The organism is Agromyces humi (assembly GCF_009720255.1).
In the GTDB taxonomy this organism is placed as follows: domain Bacteria; phylum Actinomycetota; class Actinomycetes; order Actinomycetales; family Microbacteriaceae; genus Agromyces; species Agromyces humi.
This window is the reverse complement of the sequence record NZ_WJSP02000139.1, coordinates 1-8955: the sequence shown is the minus strand read 5'-3', so window position 1 is coordinate 8955 and position 8955 is coordinate 1. Positions and strand designations below refer to the sequence as shown.

Annotated in this window: 10 protein-coding genes; 8 read left to right on the top strand and 2 right to left on the bottom strand. The window is 69.4% G+C overall.

The window, feature by feature from the left end:
• The 6 genes from GH736_RS12290 to GH736_RS12265 all read left to right on the top strand — a co-directional run.
• The coding region (locus GH736_RS12290) for a DUF3553 domain-containing protein (protein ID WP_159603643.1) at positions 1–453 on the top strand (453 nt) is incomplete at its 5' end.
• Positions 454–508: 55 nt separating this feature from the next.
• Entirely contained in the window at positions 509–886 is a 378-nt protein-coding gene (locus GH736_RS12285) for an META domain-containing protein (RefSeq protein ID WP_159603641.1), read from the top strand.
• Between the two features lie 73 nt (positions 887–959).
• The gene (locus tag GH736_RS12280) at positions 960–1370 is read left to right on the top strand and encodes a VOC family protein (protein WP_159603639.1); all 411 of its coding nucleotides are present in this window, start codon (positions 960–962) and stop codon (positions 1368–1370) included.
• A 97-nt stretch (positions 1371–1467) separates the two neighbouring features.
• Positions 1468–3858, top strand: coding sequence for an ATP-binding cassette domain-containing protein (locus GH736_RS12275; protein WP_159603637.1), 2391 nt, complete (start codon positions 1468–1470; stop codon positions 3856–3858).
• 103 nt (positions 3859–3961) lie between these two features.
• The gene (locus tag GH736_RS12270; protein WP_159603635.1) at positions 3962–4417 is read left to right on the top strand and encodes an ArsR/SmtB family transcription factor; all 456 of its coding nucleotides are present in this window, start codon (positions 3962–3964) and stop codon (positions 4415–4417) included.
• The gene (locus tag GH736_RS12265; protein WP_159603633.1) at positions 4417–5082 is read left to right on the top strand and encodes an SRPBCC domain-containing protein; all 666 of its coding nucleotides are present in this window, start codon (positions 4417–4419) and stop codon (positions 5080–5082) included. The genes GH736_RS12270 and GH736_RS12265 overlap by 1 nt, the downstream gene beginning before the upstream one ends.
• 170 nt (positions 5083–5252) lie before the next feature.
• On the opposite strand, the gene GH736_RS12260 is transcribed toward GH736_RS12265, so the two are convergent.
• Entirely contained in the window at positions 5253–5690 is a 438-nt protein-coding gene (locus tag GH736_RS12260) for a VOC family protein (protein ID WP_159603631.1), read from the bottom strand.
• A 194-nt stretch (positions 5691–5884) separates the two neighbouring features.
• Between GH736_RS12260 and helR the strand changes: the two genes are divergently transcribed.
• Positions 5885–8092 (top strand): RNA polymerase recycling motor ATPase HelR, encoded by a 2208-nt coding sequence (gene helR / locus GH736_RS12255; protein ID WP_159603629.1) that lies wholly within the window; start codon positions 5885–5887, stop codon positions 8090–8092.
• Here helR and GH736_RS24560 read toward each other — a convergent pair.
• Entirely contained in the window at positions 8089–8451 is a 363-nt protein-coding gene (locus GH736_RS24560; protein WP_203230747.1) for a hypothetical protein, read from the bottom strand. The genes helR and GH736_RS24560 overlap by 4 nt on opposite strands.
• A 69-nt stretch (positions 8452–8520) precedes the next feature.
• Between GH736_RS24560 and GH736_RS24555 the strand changes: the two genes are divergently transcribed.
• A partial coding sequence (locus GH736_RS24555; protein ID WP_203230746.1) for an SDR family NAD(P)-dependent oxidoreductase occupies positions 8521–8955 on the top strand: 435 nt, incomplete at its 3' end.

Below are 8955 nucleotides of genomic sequence, written 5' to 3'. Positions count from 1 at the left end.
GTCGAGGGCGGCGCCGCCCGGTCTGGCCGCCGTGGCGTGGTCGCCCGCGGCTCGCTCACCGCGGAGCGCGCGCAGGAGATCGTCGACGACCTCGTCGAGCGAAGGGCTCGGATCGACGAGTCGCGGCGCGCGATGGTCCGTGCCTACGCCGAGACCACCCGCTGCCGGCGGGCCTTCATCCTCGAGTACTTCGGCGCGCAGTCGGTCGAGCCGTGCGGCAACTGCGACACGTGCGAACGCGGCACCGCGTATGACGAGCAGGCCGACGCCGACGCCGCAACCGATGCCGCCACACCCTTCACGCTGGACCAGCAGGTGCGACACATGTCCTGGGGCGAGGGCCGGGTGATGAGCGTCGAACCCGACCGGATCACGGTGTTCTTCGACGAGGAGGGATACCGCGTGCTCTCGCGTGCCGCCATCGAGGCAGACGGCCTGCTGCGCCCGGCCTGAGATCCATCCCTCGGTCATCTGCCGCCACGCGAGGGCCGGGGGTTATGCTGCGAGCATGTCTGGGAAACGAGCGACTCTCGCCGCGTTCATGGTGCTCTCCGCCGTCGCACTCACGGGGTGCGCCGGCTCCAGCGGGGACTCCATCGACGCCGTCGGCACCTGGTCCGAATCGAGCGATGCGGATGCCCCGTCGCTGACCCTCGAGCAGGGCGGCAAGCTGAGCGGCACCGACGGCTGCAACCAGCTCTCGGGCGAATGGAAGCTCGAGGACGACGACATCGTCTCCTTCGAGTCGGTCGCCTCGACGCAGATGGCCTGCGAGGACGTGGACACGTGGCTCGCCGGGCTCAGCCAGGCCACCATCTCGGGCTCGACCATGACGATCGAGGGCTCCGACGGCGCCGAGATCGGGCAGCTCGAGCGCGCCGACTGATTCCAGGGGCCGGTTGCGAGATCGGTCAGGAATCGAGAAGCGCCGGCCGTGGCTGCGCGCGTAGCGTCGCGGCATGAGCCTCATCATCCACGCGAGCTTCCTCTCGCACGACGACCCCGAACGCGCCCTGGCGTTCTATCGCGACCTGCTCGGATTCGAGGTCCGGGGCGACGTCGGGTACGACGGGAAGCGATGGATCACCGTCGGACCGGTCGAGCAGCCCGACACGTCGATCGTGCTCGAGCCGGCCGCCGCCGCACCCGGCCTCACCGAGGAGGAGCGCGAGACGATCGCCGCCATGATGGCCAAGGGCACGTACGGCGGCCTGCTCCTGGCATCCGCCGACCTCGATGCGACCTTCGAGCGCCTGACGGCGGCGGGCGTCGAGATCGCCCAGGAGCCGACCGACCAGCCCTACGGGCTCCGCGACTGCGCCGTGCGCGACCCGGCCGGGAACATGATCCGGATCCAGGAGCTGCGATGACGCGGGAGCGCGCCTCGCGTCGGACGGAACTGGTTGAATCATGGGAGGCCATGCCGGGGCACCCGGGCGCATCGGTGCGCCCGGCGGAGGGAGACAGATGAGCACGACGACGACCGTGACGCATACCACTGACGGCGAGGCGCGTGTCGCCGACAGCCACGACCTGATCCGGGTGCAGGGCGCCCGGGTGAACAACCTGAAGGACGTGAGCATCGAGATCCCGAAGCGCCGCCTGACGGTGTTCACCGGCGTGTCGGGCTCGGGCAAGAGCTCGCTGGTGTTCGGCACGATCGCCGCCGAGTCGCAGCGCATGATCAACGAGACGTACAGCGCGTTCGTGCAGGGCTTCATGCCGACGCTGTCACGCCCGGACGTCGATGTGCTCGAGGGCCTCACGACGGCGATCATCGTCGACCAGGAGCGCATGGGCGCGAACGCGCGCTCCACGGTGGGCACCGTGACCGACGCCAACGCGATGCTGCGCATCCTCTTCAGCAGGCTCGGCCAGCCCCACATCGGGTCGCCGCAGGCGTTCTCGTTCAACATCCCGAGCGTGCAGGGGAGTGGTGCGATCACCATCGATCGCGGGGAGAGCACGACCGTCTCGCGCGACTTCAGCCAGATCGGCGGCATGTGCCCCAGGTGCGAGGGCATGGGCACCGTCTCCGACATCGACCTCACGCAGATCTACGACGACAGCAAGTCCCTCGCCGGGGGAGCGATCACCGTGCCCGGCTACACGGCCGACGGCTGGTCCGTGCGCATCTTCTCGGAGTCGGGCTTCTTCGACCCCGACAAGCCGATCCGCGACTACACCGAGTCCGAACTGCACGACTTCCTCTATCGCGAGCCGGGCAAGGTCAAGGTCAACGGCATCAACCTCACCTACGAGGGCCTCGTCTCGAAGCTGCAGAAGTCGATGCTGTCCAAGGACGTCGACGCCATGCAGCCGCATATCCGAGCGTTCGTCCAGCGGGCCGTGACCTTCACGGCGTGCCCCGAGTGCGGCGGAACCCGGCTCAGCGAGGGCGCGCGCAGGTCGAAGATCGACGGCATCAGCATCGCGGATGCCTGTGCGATGCAGATCAGCGATCTCGCCGCCTGGGTGCGCGGCCTCGACGAGCCGTCGGTGGCGCCCCTGCTCGCCGGCCTGCAGCAGAACCTCGATTCGTTCGTGGACATCGGACTCGGCTACCTCTCGCTCGACCGCCCCTCGGGCACGCTGTCGGGCGGAGAGGCGCAGCGCACCAAGATGATCCGTCACCTCGGGTCGTCGCTGACGGATGTCACGTACGTCTTCGACGAGCCCACGATCGGCCTGCACCCGCACGACATCCAGCGGATGAACCGCCTGCTGCTGCAACTCCGCGACAAGGGCAACACCGTGCTGGTCGTGGAGCACAAGCCCGAGGCGATCGTCATCGCCGACCATGTCGTCGACCTCGGGCCTCGGGCCGGGTCCGCCGGGGGAGAGATCGTCTTCGAGGGCACGGTCGACGACCTGCGGGGGAGTGACACGCTCACCGGACGGCACCTCGACGACCGCGCGTCGGTCAAGGGGGAGGTGCGAACGCCGACCGGAGCGTTGGAGATTCGCGGTGCGTCGGAGAACAACCTCCAGGGCGTCGACGTGGATGTCCCGCTGGGCGTGCTCGTCGTCGTGACGGGCGTGGCCGGCTCGGGCAAGAGCTCGCTGATCCATGGCTCGGTCGCTCGCCGCGATGGCGTCGTCTCGATCGACCAGGGCGCGATCCGCGGTTCGCGTCGCAGCAATCCGGCCACCTACACGGGCCTGCTGGAGCCGATCCGCAAGGCGTTCGCGAAGGCGAACGGCGTCAAGCCGGCCCTGTTCAGCGCCAACTCCGAAGGCGCCTGCCCGAACTGCAACGGCGCAGGCGTGATCTACACGGACCTCGGCATGATGGCCACGGTGGAATCGCCGTGCGAGGTGTGCGAGGGTCGGCGGTTCGACACGTCCGTGCTCGAGTACAAGCTCGGCGGACGCGACATCAGCGAGGTCCTGGGCATGTCGGTCGCCGACGCCGAGACGTTCTTCGGCGCGGGGGAGTCGCGTCTTCCTGCTGCGCACGCCATCCTGAAGCGGCTCGTCGACGTCGGACTCGGCTACCTGACCATCGGCCAGCCGCTCACGACGCTCTCGGGCGGTGAGCGCCAGCGCCTGAAGCTCGCGACCCACATGGCCGAGCAGGGCGGCGTGTACGTGCTCGACGAGCCGACGACCGGCCTGCACCTGGCCGACGTCGAGCAACTGCTCGGACTCCTCGACCGGCTCGTCGATGCCGGCAAGTCGGTGATCGTCATCGAGCACCACCAGGCTGTGATGGCCCACGCCGATTGGATCATCGACCTCGGACCCGGAGCCGGCCATGACGGCGGTCGCATCGTGTTCGAGGGCACGCCCGCCGAACTCGTCTCGGCCCGGTCGACCCTCACCGGCGAGCACCTGGCGGCGTACGTCGGCTCCTGACGAGCGGGCAGCGGGTCGGCTGGCGCGGCCGCTGCGGCTCGAGGGCGTCGACCCATCAACTTCAGGCTTGACTTATATAAGTCTAGGCGCAATAATCGACGGCATGCACGCGCTCGATGTCCTGGGGGACCCGGTCCGCCGGCGCATCCTCGAACTGCTCGCCGACGGGGAGGCCCCGGCGGGCCAGGTCGGCGCGATGATCGGCGAGGAGTTCGGTATCAGCCAGCCTGCGGTCTCGCAGCACCTGCGGGTGCTGCGCGAGCAGGGCTTCGCCACCGTGCGAGCTGAGGGCACCCGGCGGCTGTACGCCGTCGACGCGGGCGGGCTCCAGGAGGTGAACGCCTGGTTGACTCCGTTCGAGCGCTACTGGCGCGGCCCGTTGGCGGCCCTCGGAACCGAGCTCGCGCGCGGCAGGCGGAACCGACGCGTGGCCGGCGACGACGCCGACTCGGGTGTCGACGCCGACTCGGGTGTCGACGCCGACTCGGGTGTCGACGCCGACTCGGTTCGCGCCGCCGATTCGGGCGACCCGGCAACACCACGAGATGAGGAGCACTGATGGTTGACGTTCGTTCGCAGGTCGACGCCGTGACCCGCACGCTGCGCACCGAAGCGGTCGACGATGCGGAGTCGCGGATCCAGACGATCGCGCAGGACTATCCCGCCGGCATCGACGACGTGTGGGCGGCGACGACGAAGCCCGACCGGATCGCACGCTGGTTCCTGCCCGTCTCGGGCGACATCCGGCTCGGCGGTCGATACCAGCTCACGGGGAACGCAAGCGGCGAGGTCCTCGAGTGCACGCCGCCCGCCGACGGAGCCGCCGGATATCGCGTCACGTGGGAGTTCGCCGGAAACGTCTCCTGGGTGACGGTGCGGCTCACGTCGCTCGGACCGGAGCGCACTCGCTTCGAACTCGAGCACGTCGCGCGAGTCGCCGACGTTCCGGCCGGGATGTGGGAGACGTACGGGCCGGGTGCCACCGGCGTCGGGTGGGACCAGGCCATGCTCGGCCTGGCCCTGCACCTCGGCGTGCAGGACAGTCGGATCTCGCCGGAAGAGGGTGAGGCATGGACGCTGTCCGACGAGGGCCAGGCGTTCACCCGCGCCGCAGCCGACCGCTGGGCCGAGGCGCACGTTGCGGCCGGTGCCGACCCGGATGACGCAGCGCGTGCGGCCGACGCGACGTTCGCGTTCTACAGCGGTCAGACGCTGGGCGCCTGACCGGAGCGCGACACGAGCCGACATTCGAGCCGACTCGCTCAGGTTTCCCCGACTTCGGAATACGCCGATAATGCACATTATGTCGGTTGGAGGTCCGGCGGGCTCCGTGCTCCGGCGTGACATCGGGCGCAGACGAGTGCCCGCTCCCCTGAAACGCAGGCTCGGGCGCGTCAGTTCTTCTTCAGCTCTTCGGCGAACATCACGAGAATGCCGCTGGGACCACGAAGGTACGTGAGCTTGTACACGTCCTGGTAGGTGGCCACGCCGCGCAGTGGATGACAGCCGTGTCTCGCGGCGATCGCCAGGGCCTCGTCGATGTCGTCGACGGAGAACGCGACGCGATGCATGCCGATCTCGTTCGGGCGTGTGGGCTCCGTCTCGATCGCCTCGGGATGCAGGTACTCGAAGAGCTCGAGCTGACCGTGACCATCGGGAGTGTTGAGCACCGCGATCTTGGCGTGATTGCCGTCGAGGCCGACAGCCGTGTCGGTCCACTCGCCGCTCACCGTGTCGCGGCCGACCACCGTGAGCCCCAGATCGGTGAAGAACGCGATGGTCGCCTCGAGGTCGCGGACGGCGATCCCGACGTTCTCAAGTCTGATGGCCATGCCTGCATGCTATCCAGCCGAGCCGACACCCACTCGAGCCGACTCGGAACGTCGTTCCTGAGTGTTCGCTGAGTGCGCTGGGCGCTCCCCTGCGATCACGCACCGGGCAGACGAACGGGAGGTCGCCTCGACCTCCCACGTTCAGGATATCGGAGCGAGGGGGTCTTGCCGCAAGGGCCCCATGGTGTCGCAGAATGGACGGCCGTCCCCCTCCAGCCACTCGAGGAGCAGTCCTGACCACCAGCGTGTTCGATCTTCCGCCCCGTCTCGCCGAGAAGGCGAATCCGACCTTGATCGCTGCCGATGAGCAGCACTTCGCGGCCATCGCAGGGACCTTGCAGCGGTCCATCGCCGACGTCTCGACCCGGCTCGTTCGCCTCCGCAAGGAGCCGGGCGGGCGCGGCCAGGCGGCGATGGACCGCGACCTCGAGGTCCACCAGCTGACCGCACGCCTCCGCACCCTCCGGCGGTACGGCCTGGATCTCTGCCTCGGCCGCATGGATGTCGACGCCGCGGAGGATCCCCTCTACATCGGCCGTCTGGGCCTCGTGGACGAGGAGGGCCGACGACTGCTGCTCGACTGGCGCTCCCCCGCCGCGGAGCCTTTCTTCGGCGCCACACACGGTGACCCCATGGGACTGGCGAGTCGCCGACGCTACCGCTGGACGCGCGGCCGGATCACCGACTATTGGGACGAGGTGTTCACGACCGACGGGTTCTCGGGCCACCGCGCTGCGCTCGACGACCAGTCCGCGTTCATCGCCACACTCGGCGCAACCCGCAGCGACCGCATGCGCGATGTGCTGGCCACGATCCAAGCCGACCAGGACGCGATCATCCGGGCCGGTTCCCGTGGGGCGCTCGTCGTCGACGGCGGGCCGGGCACGGGCAAGACGGTCGTCGCGCTGCACCGAACCGCGTACCTGCTCTACTCCGACCCGCGCCTCGGACATCGCCGAGGTGGCGTGCTGTTCGTGGGACCGCACCAGCCGTACCTCGACTACGTCGCCGACGTGCTGCCGAGCCTCGGCGAGGAGGGCGTGCAGACCTGCACGCTGCGAGATCTCGTCCCCGAGGGTTCGGCGGCCCTTCCCGAGTCGGATCCAGCCGTCGCACGGCTCAAGGCGTCGGCCCGGCTGGTGACCTCCGTCGAGGCAGCGGTCGCCCATTACGAGCGGCCTCCGGCGCGAGGGATGACCGTCGAGACCCCCTGGGCCGACATCTGGTTGGATCCCGACGACTGGGCCGAGGCGTTCGACGCCCGCGAGCCCGCGACCCCGCACAACGAGGCGCGCGACGAGGTCTGGGAGGCACTCATCGCGATCCTCATGGACAACCACGACGAGGACGTCGCCGACGCTCGCCTGCGCAGCGCACTCGAACAGAACACCGAGCTGCGCTCGGTATTCAATCGAGCGTGGCCGCTGCTGGACCCCGCCGGCGTGGTCGGCGACCTGTGGTCGGTCGCCGCGTACCTGGCGGCCTGCGCCCCGTGGCTCTCCCCCGCCGACATGCGGATGCTCCATCGCGACGAGGCCCGCGCCTGGACGGTGTCCGACCTGCCGCTGCTGGATGCCGCGCGCCGACGCATCGGGGACCCCGACGCGTCACGCCGCCGACGTCGCCAGGAGGCCGCTCTCGCCTCGGAACGCGAGGTCATGGACCGTGTCGTCGACGACCTCATCGCCGCGGACGACTCCTCCCTCGGCGTCATGAAGATGCTCCGCGGGCAGGACGTGCAGTACACGCTGATCGACGAGGTGGCGCAGGCCCAGCCCGATCCCGACCTGCTCGCCGGGCCGTTCGCGCACATCGTGGTCGACGAAGCGCAGGAGCTGACGGATGCCGAGTGGCAGATGCTGCTCGCACGCTGCCCGTCCCGGAGCTTCACCATCGTCGGCGACCGAGCGCAGGCCAGGCACGGCTTCACCGAGAGCTGGCGGCAACGACTCGCGCGAGTGGGGCTCGAACGGATGGAGCAGGCGAGCCTCACCATCAACTACCGCACGCCCCAGGAGGTCATGGCCGAGGCGGAGCCGGTCATTCGAGCCGTGCTTCCCGATGCCAACGTGCCGACGTCGATTCGCAGCAGCGGACTCCCGGTGATGCACGGCGCACGTGCCGAACTCGACTCCATCCTCGCGACGTGGCTCGCCACCCACGACGACGGCGTCGCGTGCGTCATCCACAGGAGTGACGCACCGATCGACGTGACCGGCATCACGCCCGAGTCCGCAGCCCGGGTCCGTCGGCTCACGCCCGAGCTGTCGAAGGGACTGGAGTTCGATCTCGTCGTGCTGATCGACCCTGACGGGTTCGGCGACGGCATCGAAGGCGCGGTGGACCGCTATGTCGCGATGACGAGGGCCACGCAGCAGCTCGCGGTGCTCTCCCCCGGCTAGAGCTCCGCGCGCTCCTCGCGGAGGTCGCGTTCGTGCGCCTCGCGCTCCTCGAACTTCTCCAGACGCCGCCCCGTGGCCGGCATGCCGAGTTCATTGAGCGGCCCTTCGACCTCGTGCTCCGGCAGGCGTTCGTCGGTCGGGCACACCAGCACGGTGTTCGCGGTCGAGTGGTCGATGACATGCTCGAACATCGGATGCCCGCAGAGCGGGCACGGCTTCTGGTCCTCCGGCATCGCGGATGTCTCCTCTTCGGCGGGCATGAGCGGCGAGACGAACGCGGGCCCGAGGACCCGGTCGACGCGATCGAAGAACCTGGTGTACGGATTGCCCTGTGGCGGGCTCGCCTCCTCGCGTGCCATGCGCCCGATGGTACGCCCGCTGGTCGGGCCGGCACCAGACCCGCGTCCGCGCGCCATAGTCTGATCTGCATGCATACGGATTCCCGCCGACCCGTCACGATCGTCACCGGCGCCAGCCGCGGCATCGGTGCGGCGGTCGCCGAGCGCCTCGCCCGCGACGGGCACGATCTCGTGCTGACGTACCGCGACCGCGAGCAGGATGCCCTCCAGGTGATGCGCGCCTGCGAGGCATCCGGTTCCCGCCTGCTGCTGCTGCAGGTCGACATGGCCGACCTCGACGCCGCGGCGACGGTCGTGCCGTCGGCCGTGGAGCGGTTCGGCACCGTGACCGGCCTCGTGAACAACGCCGGTATCACCGGACTGATCGGCGGATTCCTCGACGCGAACTCTACGCCGCCCTCGACCGCGCGCAGCAGGAACTCGGCCGCGAGATCAACGCCACGAGGCTCGACCCGGCCGACTGGACAGACGTCAGCATCAACTCATTCGTGCGGACCGATCGGG